Origin of the sequence: Nocardia sp. NPDC057663 (genome assembly GCF_042799895.1) — a bacterium.
Classification (GTDB): Bacteria; Actinomycetota; Actinomycetes; order Mycobacteriales; family Mycobacteriaceae; genus Nocardia.
The window spans coordinates 1-16,064 of record NZ_JBHVHX010000044.1; the positions used below are offsets into that span (position 1 = coordinate 1).

General features: G+C 68.6%; 12 protein-coding genes and 1 pseudogene. 3 read left to right on the forward strand and 10 right to left on the reverse strand.

What is annotated here, in order from left to right; all coding sequences use genetic code 11:
• A partial coding sequence (locus ACFVAV_RS35580) for a hypothetical protein (protein ID WP_379040113.1) occupies window positions 1–428 on the reverse strand: 428 nt, incomplete at its 3' end.
• Between the two features lie 169 nt (window positions 429–597).
• Between ACFVAV_RS35580 and ACFVAV_RS35585 the strand changes: the two are divergent.
• Window positions 598–1,919: pseudogene (locus ACFVAV_RS35585) on the forward strand (RNA-guided endonuclease InsQ/TnpB family protein).
• On the opposite strand, the gene ACFVAV_RS35590 reads toward ACFVAV_RS35585, so the two are convergent.
• Window positions 1,802–3,115: a DNA polymerase IV gene (locus ACFVAV_RS35590; RefSeq protein WP_379040114.1), complete on the reverse strand. Its 1,314-nt coding sequence runs from the start codon at window positions 3,113–3,115 to the stop codon at window positions 1,802–1,804. The pseudogene ACFVAV_RS35585 and the gene ACFVAV_RS35590 overlap by 118 nt on opposite strands.
• 178 nt (window positions 3,116–3,293) lie before the next feature.
• Here ACFVAV_RS35590 and ACFVAV_RS35595 point away from each other — a divergent pair, with 178 nt between their 5' ends.
• Window positions 3,294–4,169, forward strand: a complete 876-nt coding sequence (locus ACFVAV_RS35595; protein WP_379040105.1) for a UTP--glucose-1-phosphate uridylyltransferase — start codon at window positions 3,294–3,296, stop codon at window positions 4,167–4,169.
• Between the two features lie 401 nt (window positions 4,170–4,570).
• On the opposite strand, the gene ileS is transcribed toward ACFVAV_RS35595, so the two are convergent.
• From ileS to ACFVAV_RS35635, 8 genes are all read right to left on the reverse strand, one after another.
• Complete coding sequence (gene ileS / locus ACFVAV_RS35600; protein ID WP_379040106.1) at window positions 4,571–7,702, reverse strand: isoleucine--tRNA ligase; 3,132 nt, start codon at window positions 7,700–7,702, stop codon at window positions 4,571–4,573.
• 277 nt (window positions 7,703–7,979) lie between these two features.
• Window positions 7,980–8,204 carry a hypothetical protein gene (locus ACFVAV_RS35605; RefSeq protein ID WP_379040107.1) on the reverse strand — a complete coding sequence of 75 codons (225 nt, stop codon included), beginning with the start codon at window positions 8,202–8,204 and terminating at the stop codon, window positions 7,980–7,982.
• 83 nt (window positions 8,205–8,287) lie between these two features.
• Window positions 8,288–9,148 carry a DivIVA domain-containing protein gene (locus ACFVAV_RS35610; protein ID WP_379040108.1) on the reverse strand — a complete coding sequence of 287 codons (861 nt, stop codon included), beginning with the start codon at window positions 9,146–9,148 and terminating at the stop codon, window positions 8,288–8,290.
• A gap of 60 nt (window positions 9,149–9,208) precedes the next feature.
• The gene (locus tag ACFVAV_RS35615) at window positions 9,209–9,511 is read right to left on the reverse strand and encodes a YggT family protein (RefSeq protein ID WP_189033702.1); all 303 of its coding nucleotides are present in this window, start codon (window positions 9,509–9,511) and stop codon (window positions 9,209–9,211) included.
• Window positions 9,512–9,600: 89 nt separating this feature from the next.
• Entirely contained in the window at window positions 9,601–10,356 is a 756-nt protein-coding gene (locus tag ACFVAV_RS35620) for a cell division protein SepF (RefSeq protein ID WP_189033701.1), read from the reverse strand.
• Between the two features lie 187 nt (window positions 10,357–10,543).
• On the reverse strand, window positions 10,544–11,281 hold the full coding sequence (locus ACFVAV_RS35625; protein WP_379040109.1) for a YggS family pyridoxal phosphate-dependent enzyme: 738 nt from the start codon (window positions 11,279–11,281) through the stop codon (window positions 10,544–10,546).
• Between the two features lie 70 nt (window positions 11,282–11,351).
• Window positions 11,352–12,083 (reverse strand): peptidoglycan editing factor PgeF, encoded by a 732-nt coding sequence (gene pgeF / locus ACFVAV_RS35630; RefSeq protein ID WP_379040110.1) that lies wholly within the window; start codon window positions 12,081–12,083, stop codon window positions 11,352–11,354.
• Between the two features lie 209 nt (window positions 12,084–12,292).
• Window positions 12,293–15,313 carry an AAA family ATPase gene (locus ACFVAV_RS35635; RefSeq protein WP_379040111.1) on the reverse strand — a complete coding sequence of 1,007 codons (3,021 nt, stop codon included), beginning with the start codon at window positions 15,311–15,313 and terminating at the stop codon, window positions 12,293–12,295.
• Between the two features lie 169 nt (window positions 15,314–15,482).
• On the opposite strand from ACFVAV_RS35635, the gene ACFVAV_RS35640 reads away from it, so the two are divergent.
• Window positions 15,483–16,028 carry a hypothetical protein gene (locus tag ACFVAV_RS35640; protein ID WP_379040112.1) on the forward strand — a complete coding sequence of 182 codons (546 nt, stop codon included), beginning with the start codon at window positions 15,483–15,485 and terminating at the stop codon, window positions 16,026–16,028.
• The last annotated feature ends 36 nt before the right edge of the window (window positions 16,029–16,064 follow it).

Below are 16,064 nucleotides of genomic sequence, written 5' to 3' on the forward strand. Positions count from 1 at the left end.
CACTTGCCGTCCTCGGCCACGAACGGCACATCCACGACATTGGTCTGACCGTTGACGGTGAAGTTGGCCTTGGCATTGACACTGTCACCGAACGAGGTCACCTCGGTGACCTGCACCTGGACGTTGGCGTCCTTGGCCGCCTGCGCCAACCGGTTCGGCAGCTCGGGATCGGCCGAACCACCCTGCACGAAGTCCGTCTTCTCCTCGTTCGGGACCGAGGGATCCAGCGCGGTGTTCAGCTGCGCATTGAGCTCCTCCACAGTCGGCACCGGGGGCAGTTCCGCGGCGGCTGTGGCCGTGGCCTTAGCGCTGGTGGTGGTCTTGGCGGCGGGCTTGTCACCCTTGTCGTCGCTGCACGCGCTCAACCCGAGGGCGGCAACCACGGCCAGTCCGGCGATCGCGACACGTCCGGTCGTACGAAGCTTCAACTGCTCGTCCTTTGCGTTCGAGGTGGGAGTTCCATCGCGGTAGCCGAGGCTACCGGAGATCCGCAGACGGGCCGCTCTACAGGCCGTGCAGACATCGGCATCTTCTGTCATAGCCCAACGGTATTGTCGGACTGTGCAGCTGCGATACAACTTCCGCCTGTACCCCACCGTGGGTCAACAGCGGTCGTTGACAAAGGCATTCGGGTGCGCCCGTGTGGTCTACAACGATGCCTTGCGGACTCGCCGTGAAGCGTTCGAGGCAGGGCAGAGGGTCAGTGATGCGGAGTTGTCCAAACGGTTGACGGCGTCGAAGGCGACCGTTGAACGGGAATGGCTCGGGGAAGTGTCGTCGGTGGTTCTTCAGCAGGCACTCGCCGAGCTGAACACCGCGTACCGCAACTTCTTCGCCTCCTTGACCGGCAGGCGGAAGGGTGCGCGGGTCGCGCCACCGAAGTACCGGTCCCGCAAGGACAATCGGCAATCGATCCGGTTCGCGCGTAATGCCAGGTTCACGGTGACCTCGAGCCGGAAGCTGCGGCTGCCGAAGATCGGGGATGTTGCGGTTCGCTGGTCACGAGAGCTGCCGTCGGATCCGTCGAGTGTGACTGTGATCAAGGACGCGGCCGGCAGATACTTCGCTTCCTTCGTGGTCGAGGCCGAGGTCGTCCCGCTGCCACCCTCGGATTCCGAAGTGGGTATCGACCTGGGTTTGACGGCGTTCGCGGTGCTGTCGAACGGGAAAACGTCGACAATCCTCGGTTCTTACGCCGCGCCGAACGCAAGCTGCGCGCCGCACAGCAGGCGCTGTCGCGCAAGCAGAAGGGCTCAGCGAACCGGGCCAAGGCACGAATCAAAATCGCGAGGGCGCACGCCAGGGTGGCGGGCATGCGCAGGGATTGGGCGCACAAACAGTCCACGACGATCATCCGCGACAACCAAACGGTGTACGTCGAGGACTTGTGCGTCAAAGGTTTGGCGCGAACTCGATTGGCGAAGTCGGTTCACGATGCCGGGTGGGGCATGTTCACCCGTATGTTGGAAGAGAAAGCGACTCGATATGGGCGGGTCTTCGGCAGAGTGGATCGCTGGTTCCCGTCGTCGCAGCTGTGTTCATCGTGTGGTGTATCGAGCGGTGTGAAGCCGTTGCATGTCCGCTCGTGGACGTGTGTTTGTGGCAGCACTCACGATCGGGATCTGAACGCCGCGATCAATATTCTGGCCGCAGGGCGTGCGGACAGACCAACGCCTGTGGAGCTGGTGTCAGACGTGCCCTCGGGTGCGCGACCGGCGGTGAAGCAGGAACCCACCGGAAGCGCGGCGCAGCCCGTGCAGGCCGGAATGCCTACCCTTCGGGGCAGGGAGGACGTCAATACTCACGTGAGGCTGGCGAGCGGGTCGGCCCGGGTCAGGTGCTCGTCGTCGGCTGGAAAAGTACGCGCCGGGCCGGGGCCTGTCGAGCTCGTCTCGAAACGGACGGTCACCACGCCGTAGCCCGCGCCCTGGACCCAGCCGTGCCCGAATTCGGGGTGGGCGACATCCATGCCCGGAAACCATTGTCCGGCAGGCAGATTCTGTTGCGCGGGGGCCTCGTCGGGGGGTGGTGTGGTGTCCTCGACCGACTCTGCGGCCAGGTCCTCCGGTACCGCCTGGTCGAGTTCGGGGAACAGCGATTCCTGGCGCACCAGCGACAACCCGCCGTAGCCGACGCCGACCAGCCGGATCGGGCCGAGTTCGGTCGGGTCGATGGCGGAGCGTTGCGCGGCCGCGGCCAGGGTCGCCAGGTCGGCGGTGGCGTAGGGCAGCGTGAACGACCTGGTCACGATGCTCATATCGGACTTCCTGAGTTTGAGCACCACTGTGCGGGCCGCGCGGCCGTCGCGTTCGAGCCTGCGGTGCGCGGATGCCGCCATGGCGGTGATGGCGATGCGTAAGTCGGGCAGGGTGACGATGTCGCGTTCGTAGGTGCTCTCGGCGCTGATCTGTTTGGCCTCGGCACGTTCGGTGACCGGGCGGTCGTCGATGCCGCGCGCGAGCCGGTGCAGCGCCGCGCCGATGCTGCCGCCCAGGATCGAGGCGGCCTCGGATTCCGGTAGCGCCGCGAACGCGCCGACCGTCTCGATGCCGAGGCTGCGCAGCCTGCTCTCGGCGACGGGGCCGATCCCCCACAGCTTGCGGACCGGCAGCCCGGCCAGCAGGCCGCCCTGTTCGGCAGGGGAGATCACCCGCATGCCGTCGGGTTTGGCCAGGCCGGAGCCGATCTTGGCGAGCTGTTTGCCGGTGCCCGCGCCGATCGAGGCAGTGAGTCCGGTGCGCGCGTTGACCAGTTCTCGCAGCATCGCGCAGTAGTCCTCGACCTGTGCCACGCTCGCACCGGCCAGCTCGGCGGGTTCGGCGAACGCCTCGTCGAACGACAGCGTCTCCAGCACCGGGATGCGGCTGCGGAGCGCGTCGAACACCGCGGCGCTGAGCACCGAGTACACCGCACCGCGCGGCGGCACCACCACCGCCGACACACCGATCAGGCGCCGAGCCTGATGCATCGGCATGGCCGAGCGCGCGCCGTAGGCCCTGGCCTCGTAGCTGGCGCCCGCGACGACACCGCGCTGACCCGCACCGCCCACCAGAACGGGCCTCCCACGCAGGGTCGGCCGGGTCAGCTGCTCGACCGAGGCGAAGAACGCGTCCATATCTATGTGCAGCACCCAGCGGCGGGCGGTGACCGCCGCATCGGCCCTGGCCGGGGCGCCGGCGGTATCGGCGTCGGTGCTCACGCCCGCAATCTACGCGGCACCGCCGACACATTCCGCCAGCCGGTTGACAGCCGTGACACAGCGGTCACCCAGCCCGGTATGTGATGATCGGAGGATGAAGATCCGCAAGGCTGTCATTCCGGCTGCGGGAATCGGCTCCCGGCTGCTTCCGCTGACCAAGGCGACGCCGAAGGAGATGCTGCCGGTCGGCGACAAACCGGTCATCGAGCACACCGTCCGTGAGCTGGTCTCCTCCGGGATCACCGACATCACCATCGTCGTGAGCAGCGGCAAGTCGCTGATCCAGGATCACTTCCGCCCGAACCCGGCGCTGGTCGCGCAGCTGCGCGCCGACGGCAAGTCCGCCTACGCCGACGCGGTGGAGGAGGTCGGTGAGCTCTCGCGCGCCGGTCACATCACCTATCTCGACCAGCACGGTCCGTACGGCAACGGCACGCCGGTGCTCAATGCCGCCCGGAACCTGGGCGACGAGCCGATGCTGGTGCTGTGGCCCGACGACGTGTTCGTCGCCGAGGTGCCGCGCGCCCAGCAGCTCATCACCGCCTACGAATCCACCGGCTGCCCGGTGCTCGCGCTGCTGCCGATGGCGCCGGGCGAGTCGCAGCGCTACGGCGTGCCCGTGGTGCGTGAGGACCTCGACGACGGTCTGCTGCGCATCTCCGGCCTGATGGAGAAGCCCAAGCCCGAGGACGCGCCGTCGGCCTACGCGGCCATCGGCGGGTACGTGGTGACGCCGGGCATCATCGACGAGCTGCAGGTGCAGACCGAGAACTGGTACACCCACCAAACCGGCGAGGTGTACCTGACCGACGCGATCAACAACTACGCCGCCAAGCACGCGGTGTACGGCCAGGTCATCCAGGGACGCTGGTACGACACCGGCAATCCGGCCGACTACCTGGTGGCCCAGTTCGCCTCGGCGCTGGCCCATCCCGAGTACGGGCCGCTGCTGCGCCAGCTGATCGACTAGGCGTTCGCGCGCAGAATTCCGCGCCACCAGCCGGTCGGTTATCGGACGGCATCGCCTGACCTCACGGGTGCGCTACCCGAGGGTCCGGTGTCGCGCCGGGGATGACTCACTCCCGGCGCGACACCGTTTCCACAGGACAATCGTTACGAGCAGTCACTGTCGCTTCAGCGTGTTCCATGCGCATCAGCAGCAACGCGTCGATTGTGCAGGACGGCCCGGCGAATGTCACACATTTCAGCAAATCTTCAGCATCGAGCGTGTCGCCGAGTGACCGAAGCGGGCGAACCAGCGTGCGCCGCAGTCGATTCGACCCGGGCGGCTCGACACCGTGTCGTTGCTGCCGACCTGGGGTACGCGAAAGGGGCGGGGGCCGTATCGCCCCCACCCCGTTCCGCGGCGATCTACGCCTTGCTGACCGAAGCCCGCACCCCGCCGGTGATCTCCGCGGCATCCGCGCCCGCCGCACCGAACGTCAGTGTGGTGGCGAGGATTTCCCCGGCGATCAGATCGCGGTGGGTCTGCGCCCACTCGGCCCGTTCGGCGGGCACATCCAGGATCACGCTGATCCGGTCCGACACGTCCAGGCCCTGTGCCTTGCGGGTCTCCTGCAGGTCGCGGATGAGGTCGCGGGCCCAACCCTCGGCCTCCAGCTCCTCGGTGACCACCGAGTTCAGCACCACCAGACCGGCATTGCCGGGCAGGGCGGCGGTGGACTCTGGTTCTGCGGCCACCAGGCGCTGGGTGTACTCCTCGGGCAGCAGGGTGATGCCGGCGGCGGTGACGACGCCGTCGGCCGATTCCGTCCACTCCCCTGCCTTCACGGCCTTGATCACCGTCTGCACCTGCTTGCCCAGGCGCGGACCGGCGGCACGCGCGTTCACGGCCAGCTCGAACCGGCCGTGCACGGCGACGTCGGTGGTCAGGTCGACCTTCTTGACGTTCACCTCGTCGGCGATCAGCGCGGTGAACGGCGCGAGCCGCTCGGCGTCGGCCGCGGCGATGGTGACCTCGGCCAGCGGCAGCCGCACCCGCAGGTTCTGCGCCTTGCGCAGGCTCAGCACGGTGGAGCAGACCACCCGCACCTCGTCCATGGCGGCCACGAGCTCGGGATCGTGCGGCAGCTCGGTCTCGGTGGGCCAGTCGGTCAGGTGCACCGAGCGCTCGCCGGTGAGCCCACGCCAGATGACCTCGCTGATCAGCGGCAGCAGCGGCGCGGCCAGGCGGGTGACCACCTCGAGCACCGTGTGCAGCGTGTCCACCGCGTCGCGGTCCTCGGACCAGAACCGCGACCGCGACCGGCGCACATACCAATTGGTGAGCGCGTCGGCGAAGGAGCGCAGCTCGTCGGCGGCGCCGGCGATGTCGTAGGTCTCGAGCGCCTCGGTGATCACGTCGCGGGTGACCGCGAGCTTGGCCAGGATGTAGCGATCGAGCACGTTCGGCGAATCCGTGCGCCACTGTCCGGGCTTGGAGGCGTAGAGCTGCAGGAAGGTCCACGCGTTCCACAGCGGGCGCAGCGCATGGCTGACGCCTTCGCGGATGCCGCGCTCGGTGACGATGAGGTTGCCGCCGCGCAGGATCGGCGAGCTCATCAGGAACCAGCGCATCGCGTCGGAGCCGTCGCGGTCGAAGACCTCGTTGACGTCGGGGTAGTTGCCCTTCGACTTCGACATCTTCAGGCCGTCGTCACCGAGCACGATGCCGTGCGCGGCAACGGTTTTGAACGACGGCGAGTCGAACAGCGCGGTCGACAGGACATGCAGCGTGTAGAACCAGCCGCGGGTCTGCCCGTTGTACTCGACGATGAAATCGCCCGGGAAGTGGCTGTCGAACCACTCCTTGTTCTCGAACGGGTAGTGCACCTGGGCATAGGGCATCGAGCCCGACTCGAACCAGCAGTCGAGCACCTCGGGCACCCGGCGCATGGTCGAGTTCCCGGTCGGGTCGTCGGGATTGGGCCGGGTCAGGTCGTCGATGTAGGGCCGGTGCAGATCCTGGGGGCGCACGCCGAAGTCGGCCTCGAGCTCGTCGAGCGAACCGTAGACGTCCACGCGCGGGTAGGCCGGGTCGTCGGAGACCCACACCGGGATCGGGCTGCCCCAGTAGCGGTTACGGCTGATGTTCCAGTCGCGCGCGCCTTCGAGCCACTTGCCGAACTGGCCGTCGCGGATGTGCTCGGGCACCCAGCTGATCTGCTTGTTCAGCTCGACCATCCGGTCGCGGAACTGGGTGACCGCGACGAACCAGGACGGCACGGCCATGTAGATCAGCGGCTGGCCGGAGCGCCAGCTGTGCGGGTAGGAGTGCTCGATCGTCTCGTGCCGCAACAGCTTGCCTGCGGCCTTGAGGTCCTTGATGATCACCGGGTTGGCGTCGAAGACCATCAGGCCCTCGTACGGCGGCACCATCGAAGTGAACTTGCCCGCCGGGTCCAGCGGCTGCACGATCTCGATGCCGTTGGCCGCCGCGACGTCCATATCCTCCTCACCGAAAGCCGGTGCGAGGTGGACGATTCCGGTGCCGGAGTCGGTGGTGACGTAGTCGGCGGTGAGCACGCGGTGCGCGTGGGGGTGGCCGACGAAGAAGTCGAACGGCGGGCGGTAGGACAGGTCGGCCAGGGCCGCGCCGTCGTACTCGCCGAGCACCACCGGCTCGTCACCGAACTCGCGGGCATAGTGCGAGACACGTTCGGCGGCAAGCAGATAGCGCTTGTCGTCGGTGCCGCGCACGTGCACGTAGCGCACGTCGGGGTGCACCGCGATCGCCAGGTTGGACGGCAGGGTCCACGGCGTGGTGGTCCAGATCAGGGCGTTCGCGCCGTCGAGTGCGGCCAGGGGATGCTCGGCCGGGACGACCAGCTGCATGTCGACGGTGACCGCCGGGTCCTGCCGCATCTTGTAGGCGTCGTCGAGACGGGTCTCCTGGTTCGACAGCGGCGTCTGCTCGTACCAGCTGTAGGGCAGCACCCGGAAGCCCTGGTAGATCAGGCCCTTGTCGTACAGGGTCTTGAACGCCCACATCACCGACTCCATGAAGTCGAGATCGAGGGTCTTGTAATCGTTGTCGAAGTCGACCCAGCGCGACTGGCGGGTGACGTAGTCACGCCACTCGCCGGTGTAGCGCAGCACCGACGACTTACAGGCGGCGTTGAACTCGGCCAGCCCCATCGCGTCGATCTGCGCCTTGTCGGTGATGCCGAGCTGCTTCTCGGCTTCGATCTCGGCGGGCAGGCCGTGGGTGTCCCAGCCGAAGCGGCGGTCGACCAGCTTGCCGCGCATGGTCTGGAAGCGCGGGATCAGGTCTTTGACGTAGCCGGTGAGCAGGTGGCCGTAGTGCGGCAGGCCGTTGGCGAACGGGGGTCCGTCGTAGAAGACGAACTCGTCTTTCCCGTCCCGGTTGCGCAGACTGGCGCGGAAGGTGTCGTCGCGGGTCCAATAGTCGAGGACCTGCTGTTCGAGTTCCGGGAACGACGCGCCGGAACCGGCGCCGAAATCGACCCGGGGGTATGCACCGGTGGTTGTCTCGTCCGCCATCGCGGATCTGCTCCTCGTGCCGCCGCGCCGTCGGCGCGAATCCTGGGCACGGGGACGATGCCGACGCCGGTGCGCCGTACCGCGGTACCACCCCGTTTGCCCGATCCGCCCCTGGTGGGAAGCGGTGCGGGCCACTCGTTGTGTGAGCTGTGACGGGCTCACCCGTTCGGTTCTACTGAGCGCGAGCGCCGTTCTTCCGAAGGCTCCCCGGTGATGGCCGGATCAGTGCCGTGTGTTCTTCGATTCTAGCGGGGACCGTCCACCGAATATTCCGCGGTCAGTCCCGCCGGCTGTGCCACTCGGCACGCTGCGCGTGGTGCCGTCCGGGCCGGACCGGGTCGTTCTCGGGTTTCCGCGAGGCCAGCGCACTCACCAGCAGCGTGGCGGCGCCGATCATGCAGATCAGAATGCAACCCCACGCCCACAGCACCGAACCGGTGGCGAGCGCCGCGACAAGCAGACCGAAACCGATTGCCGCGAGGACGAGCGTCAAGACGAGCATGCTGACTCCCAAGAAACCCGAGCAGCCCGATGAAAGCAGGGCGTTCCCGGATCACGCGGCGTGCCGCGCGACCCGGGTCCAGTTTACTTGCCGCCCTTGGCGAAGGAGGCGGGAGCCAGACTGTTGGCCGAACCGTTGGTTTCGCCGGCGAACTCGCCACCGTCGACCGGAACGGCCGACCCGCGGTTCTCCAGCTCTTCCAGCTGCGACTCCAGGTACGACTTCAGCCGCACGCGGTACTCACGCTCGAAGGTCTTCAGCTGCTCGATGCGGCTTTCCAGCACCGTGCGCTGCTGGGTGATGGTGGCCATGATCTCGGCGTGCTGACGCTCGGCGTCGGCGGTGAGCGCCTCGGCCTTGTCCTTGGCCTGCCGGATCTGGGTGTCGGAGCGGTTCTGCGCGTCGGTCAGCATCGCGTCGGACTTCTGACGCGCGTCGGCGATCATCGCTTCCGAGCGGGTGCGGGCGTCGCCGACCAGTCGCTCGGAGTTTGCCCGCGCGTTCGAGAGCAGTCCCTCGGCCTCGGTCTTGGCGTCGGTGGTGAGCCGGTCGGCCATCTCCTGCGCCAGGGTGAGCACCTTCGCGGCCTGCATGTTCGCGTCGGGACCGGTATTGTCCCGGACCGGCGCGGCGACCGGCATCGGCGCAGGCGGCGCGGCAGGCACCGGCGGCGCGATAGGTTCGGGTGCTGGCGGAGGTGCCTGCTGGACCGGCGCCTTCACGGCGTTGACCGGAGCGGCTGCACGGTTCTTCTTGGCATCGGCCAGCTCGGTGTCGAGCTCGGCGACCCGCTGACGCAGGTCGGCGTTCTCCTCGATCAGGCGCGAAAGCTCCTGCTCGACGAGATCCAGGAAGGCATCGACCTCGTCCTCGTTGTAGCCGCGCTTACCGATCGGCGGTTTGCTGAACGCGACGTTATGCACATCGGCAGGAGTCAGCGGCATCGAAGGATCCCTTCACGCGTCTTTTGGAGAACTAGCAAGCGGTCTTCTCGATTCAGTATGTCACACGGAGGTCACGGGCTGCCCGAGCCTACCCACGATGGACATCAGGATGAACACCACGAAGAGCAGGACCATTATCGACAGATCGAGCCGGATACCCCCGAGATTCACCGGAGGTATCAACCGCCTCAGGAGTTTCACCGGCGGGTCGGTCACCGTGAAGATGACCTCCAAGAGGATCACCACCACACCGGTCGGGCGCCAATCGCGCGCGAAACTGCGAATGAACTCGACAATCACCCGGCTGATCAACAACAGCCAGAAGATGAAAAGCACCAGGTACAGAACCGCGAACAGGGCCACGTCTTCACTCTGCCGCAAAAAGGGCGGCGTGCAAAATGGCCGCGCCGCGCGGTGCGCGGGCGGCCATCACGGCGTTGCGGAGGTGGCGTCTATTTCTGGTTGTAGAAGCCGTTTTCGGCGATCCGGCGGCGCTCTTCCGCCGATACGTCGACATCGGCGGGTGAGAGCAGGAACACCTTCGTCGCCACCTTGTCGAACGAACCGCGCAGCGCGAACGCCAGCCCGGCCGCGAAATCGACCAGTCGTTTGGCATCGGCATTGCTCAGGTCGACCAGGTCCATGATGACCGGGTTACCCTCGCGGAAACGCTCACCGATGATCCTGGCCTCGCTGTAGTCCCGTGGACGCAGCGTGGTGATCTTGGACAAGGGACCTCCGTCCTCGAAGATCCCGGGCCGCCGCGCTGCCGCGGGCTCGGGGCGCAAGCGCTCCTCGAGCCTGCGCTCCTCGGCGTCGGGATCGACCGCGAGCGCTCCACGGGTGGAGCCGCGCATGCCGGGTGCGACACCGCCCGCCCGGAACGAGCGACCCGATGACGGAGCGGTCTCGATCCTGGTCGGACGCCGCGGCGCCTCGTAACGATCGTCGGCGTAGGTGTCGGCGACGTAATCGTCACGACGCGCCTGGTAGGCCGACTTGTAAGCCGGCTGCGGGTAGTCGTCGGCCTCGTCCTCGAAACGGTCGGAGCCGTAACGGTCCTCGGCGTAGCGGTCGTAGCTGCGCGGGCGAGTGCGGCCGGCGCGCTCCTCGGCGCCACGAGGGGCGTGATCGTCGACGTAATCGTCTTCGTACTCGTCGAGCGGAACCATGCCGAAGTACGCCTTGAACTTGTGCAGCGTGCTCATACCCCCACCTCGCTGTCGCTCGGTTCCGGCATGACCACGCAGGTGGCTGAGCCGATGACTCGCTCGCTCCGCTCGCTCATATGGTCGACCTTCCTTCGGCCCCGGTGGCGGCCGGGTGTTGAAGTTCTTGCTCAGCGCCTCGTCGGCCCAATCGTATGTGTCGAATGTGACTGATGAGGTTTCTTTGCTACGCCGAGGTTATCGGTCGCGCGCCCATCAGGGCGGTACCGACACGCACACAGGTCGAACCGTGTTCGACCGCAACTTCCAAATCACCCGACATACCTGCAGAAAGTTCGGTGGCATCGGCGTGTTGCGCGAGCAGCGAAGTGTGCAAAGTCGCAAGATTTGCAAAGGACGCATCACTCACGACGTCAAGGGGCGGAATCGCCATCAGACCGGCCAGATCCAGGCCGGGAGCCTTCGCCACGAGGTCGGCCAGGGCGGGCAGATCGGCCGGTGCGACACCCCCGCGCCCGGGGTCGTCGTCCAGGCTCACCTGCAGCAGGACACGCAGGGGCGCGGTACGCTCACCGGCTGCCAGTGCGTCCTGCGCGGCCCGGTCCAGCGCATTTGCCAGGCGTTCGCTGTCGACCGAGTGCACCGTGTGCGCCCAGCGCGCCACCGCGCGCGCCTTGTTCCGTTGTAATCGGCCGATCATGTGCCACCCGACGTCGTCGTAGGCCAGCTCGCCGACCTTGGCCGAGGCCTCCTGCTCGCGCGACTCGCCGAACTCGCGCCTGCCGAGGCGGTAGAGGATGTCGACGTCGGCGGCGGGGAAGAACTTCGTCACCGGGAGCAGGCGGACCGAACCCGCCGGGCGGCCCGCGGCGGCCACGGCGGCGTCGATGCGCGTGAGCAGGCCGTCGAGCCTGGCCGAGAGTTCGGCGGTGCGGGCGGTGTCCTGGTCGGCGGTCGAGGTCATGCCGCACCTCCTCGGCCTGCTCGGGTGCTCTGCCTGGTCACGCGCGCTACCGGCTCCGGGCGCTGACCGCTCATGCCGGGGTGTCCATCCAGATCACTCCGGCGATGCGGCCGGTCGGGGCACCGCGGCGGTGGCTGAACAGGGTCTTGTCCTCGATGGTGCAGCGCGGGTCGAGCGCGATCCCACCGACGCCCGCCTCGGTGAGCTGCCTGCTGATGCCTGCGCGCAGGTCGAGGCCGGGGGTCTTGCGGACCGTGGTGGTGGCGCTGCCGGGCAGGTGGGCCTCGACATCGGCGCGCATCGCGGCGGGCACTTCGTACTGGCGGCCGGAGGCGGCGGGGCCGAGGAAGGCGCCGATCCGGTCGACGCGCGCGCCGACCGAGACCATCGCCTCGAGTACCCGGGGCACGATCCCGATCCTGGCGCCGATGCGGCCCGCGTGGACCGCGGCGATGACGCCCGCCTCGTCGTCGGAGAGCAGGATCGGCACGCAGTCGGCGGTGAGCACCACCAGGGCGAGGTTCGGCACGGTCGTGACCAGCGCGTCGGTCACCGGCACCGGTTCGGCGCGCGGCCCGTCGACGATCTCGACATTCCGTCCGTGCACCTGCTCCATCCACACCAGCCGGTCCGGGGTGAGCCCGATGCCCTCGGCCAGACGAATCCGGTTGCGGCGCACGGCTTCCGGGTCGTCTCCGACGTGATCGCCCAGGTTGAACGAGTCGTACGGGGCGGCGGAGAAGCCACCGGCGCGGGTGGTGGTCACCCGGCGGACGGTCACGGTGGTCGGTGCGGAAGTCATGACTTCGAGCGTAGTGCGGTCCGGGCGGTGTGGGTCACCAGCACGTGGTGACGTCGGTCAACCTCGGTGCGCGGATGTCGGCGCGGAGGCGCGGGCCACGGCGGCGGGCCATCAGATCACGGTCGGCGAGGCAGGCCGGGGCTCAGCTGAACCAGCGCTCGGCAAGGCTGAACTAGGACTCGGCAAGGCGGGCCAGTGGCGGCGGGCCGTCAGACCACGGTCGGCGAGGCAGGGCTGGGGCGCGGCGGGGCCGACCTGTCGGAGCGGGCACCGGCGATGCCCAGTTCGTCGAGCTTGCGGGCGATGCCCGCGCGGCCCGTGAGACCGAGCTTGCGCAGGACGCGGCCGAGGTGGTCCTCGACGGTGCGTGGGCTCAGGTAGAGGTGGGCGGCGATGTCCTTGTTCGTGTGGCCCTGTGCCGCCAGTTCGGCGACTTCGCGTTCGCGCCTGGTCAGGCTGGTCGCGGCGACCGGCTGGCTGCCGGCCAGGCTGCGCTGCGCTGTCGTCGTCTCGGCCAGCAGCCGCTGGGCGCCCGCGGCGGCGAAAACCGCGCGTGCCGAGGCGAATCGACTTGTGGCCAGGCCGAAGTCGCCGCGGCGGCCCGCGACGATGCCCGCGACCAGTTCGGCTTGCGCGCGGTTGACCACCATGCCTGCACGGGTGAACGCGCGGCTCGCCTGCTCGGCGGCCGCTGCGGCGGCGCCGAAATCACCGACGGCGGTCGCATAGTCGGCTCTGGCCAGCGCAGCCGCTCCGACCTGACTGCCCAGGCCATCGGCTGCCGTGTCCGGCCCGCGGGACGGGCTGTTCATACCCCCGGAGCGGGCGGGAGCTGTGCCCTGGTCGTCGTGCATTCGATCGACTGGGGTGGAAACGCCCTCGGCGGCAACGGCTTCGCGGGTATCGGAAACCACGAACTGGGTGAGTGCAGCCGCTTCCGCTCGGGTGACCAGGTCGGCGGCCATCGTGAGGTCCCCGTCGGCGATGGCGGCGTGGGCGGCTCGGGCCAGGTGGGTCGGGTGCAGTGGGCCGGGGCGTGGGTCGAGTGGTGGAACGCTCGGCTCCGGAGCACCGGGGATCGGGAGCCCGGGCACCTGGACGCCCGGCAGCGGGAGGCCGAGAGTGCGGGCGGTTTCGGTGAGGGTGGTTTCGACGACCTGACGCCACCAGCGCATGGCGGGGCGGGGCAAGGCGGCGACGGCGTTCCACTGGGCGATGACCGTGTCGGTGGGGGCGGTGAGCTGGAGGGTGCGGAGTTTGACCGCGCCGGCGAAGGCGAGCAGGTCGGGGTAGTAGAAGGTGGTGGCGTCGTCGGTGGCGTCGTCGGCGGCGGTGATCGCGGCGTCGAGGCGGCCGAGTTTGGCCAGGGAGTAGGCGCGGACGGTGTGGAGTTCGGCGAGGGCGTAGCTTCGGCCGAAGCGGTGACTGACCCGGATGGCGCGGTCGAGGTGGACGAGGCCGTCGCGGTCGTGGTCGAGGAAGTACGCGCACCAGCCCAGGGCCGGGATCGCATGCACGACCTCGCGGAATCCGGCATCGGTCAGGTTCTCGAAGGCCTCGTGGCACCGGGGGTAGAGGTCGGCCGCTGTCCGGATCTGGCCGTCGGCGACGAAACCGAGGCAGCGCAGCGCGGTCGCGGCGGCGCGGACGGCGGGGTCCTCGATCTCGGCGGAACCGAACAGGGCGTTGAGGCGGGCGTGGCCCTCGGCATCCTGGTGATCCTGCAATTCCAGGATGGCCAGTTCCAGCTGGACCGGACCGTCACCGACACGCCGGGGCAGGGTCGCGGCCGTCGCGAGCAGGGTCCTGGCGTGATCGACCCGGCCGAGCATGCGGGCGCACCGGGCAGACAGCAGCAGCGCTTCCAGTTGGTGCGGGCCCGGTTTCGCGGCGGCCGGGTCGAGCGCTTCGGCCGCGCGCTCGGCCGCGCCCGCCAGCAACAGTGCCCGGCCGAGGGCCACCGCGTCGGCGAGTGGATCGGTGGCCGACGGCGCGATCCGGTGCGCGAGCGCGAGCCAGCGCGCGGCCGACGCCGGTGCGTCGGCGAGCACTTGCGCGGCGGCCGAGCGCAGTTCGGCGCCGGCAACCTCGTCGCGGCCGAGCAGGGCGTGCTCGAGCTGCCCCGCACGCGCGGGCATCGGCGCGTCGCGGGTACGCAGGGCCAGTGCGGCGCGGCGGTGGGCCATCGCCAGCCAGCCCTGCCCGGCCAATCGATAGGCGGCCGTGCGGATCAGCGGATGAACGAAGGTCACCGCACCGTCGCTCGCGCAGACCACGCCACGTGCGACCAGCCTGTCGAGCGCATCAGCCACCGTCGCCGCGGGAAGATCCACTGTCGTGCACAACAGTTCGAGGTCGGGGGGCACCCCGCACACCGCGAGTGCTTGCGCGACCGACCGTTCGATGTCGGACAGCTGCGCCAGTTCGGCGCGGATCGTCCGGTCCAGCGCCGCATAGTCGTTCGACGCGGGATCGGGATTCTCGCCGCGCAGCGCCCGGTCCAGTTCCTGGTCAGGCAGCTCGGCCAGGAGCGACAGATACAGCGGATTGCCATGGGACGCGCTGAGCAGCCGGGCACGACGCCGCGGGGTCTCCGCCGGTAGCAGCCCGTCCACATCGGCTTCGCTGAACGGCGGCACCTGGATGTGCGCCGAGTGGACGCGTGGCACCCGCAGCAGCCGGGTGATCGAGGCTGGGCAGCCGCCGTCGCGGAATGCGAGAAGCAACCGGAAGCCCGCGGGACGGTTCCGGATCAGGAAGGCCAGCAGCCGAACCGATTCGGCATCGGACCACTGCACGTCGTCGACAACGAGCAGCGTCTCGACGACGCCGAGTGCACGACGCATCCGGCGGGCGAAGGCCGCATCGGCAAGTATGTCCGCTCCGGACACGCCGATCTCCGCATCGTCGACCGGCGCCACGGGGGCGGCCGGACCGACGCCCGATCCCACGGCCTCGTCTGCGCCGAAACCCCCGGCAGCCACACCTGAGTCGGTGAGCTGTTCGACGAGATCGTCGGCGAGGTAGCGCGGTTGGGTTCGAGCGTCCTCGGCACCGGTGACCGAGAACACCCGGCACGGCGCGAACTGGGCGAACTGGGCGACCAAGCGGGACTTGCCGATCCCGGCGGGTCCCTCCACGAGCAACAGCCAGGGGGCGGCGGGCGCGGCGAAGGTCGCGGTCAGCGCGGACAGTTCGGTGGCCCGGCCGACGAATGCGCGTTCGAGCACGCGTGCACCCCTCTCGAAACCGGATCGACCGGGACAGAGCCTAACCCGGGCCACCGACGGGCAAATGCCGTGGTTTCCCGGATGCTCCCGGGACCGGCGTGGGGTTGGGTGGGCGAGGCCGATCACCGCCGAAGGGTCCGCGGTGAGGTTCTTCAGAAAGAAGGTTCGCATGACGTTCACCGGCAAGGGAATGGTTTCGCGGTTCGCGCTCGCACTGCTCGCGGTCACGGCACTCGGTGCCGCGGGTTGCTCGGCCGTGGACAAGGTCACCGAGGTGGCCCAGGACGCGAGCAAGTCCGACACCGCCCGCTCGAAGGTCGGTGACTGCATCAACGTGATCTCCGCGTCGGTGGTCGACTCCGACACCGAGCCGGTGGCCTGCTCGGCCGAGAACGCCGTGTACAAGGTCGTGCAGGTGCACGACAAGAAGGTCGACTGCCACGAGGACTACACGTCCTACGAGGAGACCTTCGGCAGCGGCGGCACCATCGCGTTCCTCTGTCTGGCGCCCAACTTCAAGGAGGGCAGCTGCTACAACGAGGGAATGATGACCGGCTACAAGTACGTGCCGTGCACCGCCTCCGACGCCAGCTTCAAGGTCGTGTCCCGGATCGACGGTCAGGTCGACGAGCAGCTGTGCGGCGAGGACGCCGACTCGGTGCTGGTGGTCAACGACCCGAAGATCACCTACTGCCTGGGCAGCGCCAAGGGCTGACCCCCACAACGAGAAGCGCCCGGACTCCGCGGAGTC